The organism is Salinimicrobium sp. WS361, assembly GCF_050750585.1.
Taxonomy (GTDB): Bacteria; Bacteroidota; Bacteroidia; order Flavobacteriales; family Flavobacteriaceae; genus Salinimicrobium.
This window is the reverse complement of sequence record NZ_JBOJLM010000069.1, coordinates 1-509: the sequence shown is the minus strand read 5'-3', so window position 1 is coordinate 509 and position 509 is coordinate 1. Positions and strand designations below refer to the sequence as shown.

1 pseudogene is annotated in these 509 nt (G+C 38.9%); it reads right to left on the bottom strand.

Annotated elements, in window-relative coordinates:
* Nucleotides 1-106 precede the first annotated feature (106 nt).
* A pseudogene (locus ACQ93I_RS17280) lies at nt 107-509 on the bottom strand (IS21 family transposase); the annotation flags it as partial.

Below are 509 nucleotides of genomic sequence, written 5' to 3'. Positions count from 1 at the left end.
GTTGTTCTTTACATGCTGAAGGTGTAGCTGAGCCATAGCCCCCAGTCGCATTTGTTTTAGTTTTTCAATAGTCTGATTGTTATTCATATTTCTGGATTAAAATGATTTATTGATAAGCAGCGGCACCTCTGATGTTTTGATGGGATGGGATATGAGTTTTATCTTCTTCAAGATCCTGATAAAAAAGAGAGCTTTGGTCAAGGTTGTTCTTTAGGATATTCTTGATACGCATATAAGAAGTCGCATCTGCCTGTAAAGCTCTTTTACAAGCATTATCAAGTCTTTTAGAACCGTAAGACTTATGGAGCTGGATAAGGCCCATCACCCGCTTATAGCCTGTTTCAGGATACTCACTGTCAGCAAGTATCTTTTCTACACAATTCACTACGTGAGCTCCGTGAGGAGCGGCTTTGTTTTTAAAGTATTCAGGACTCCAGGAGGTATAACCTTTATGGGTGCTACTTAAATGATCTGTATTTGTATTGTAGCTTCCTTTACTTGGATTTCGA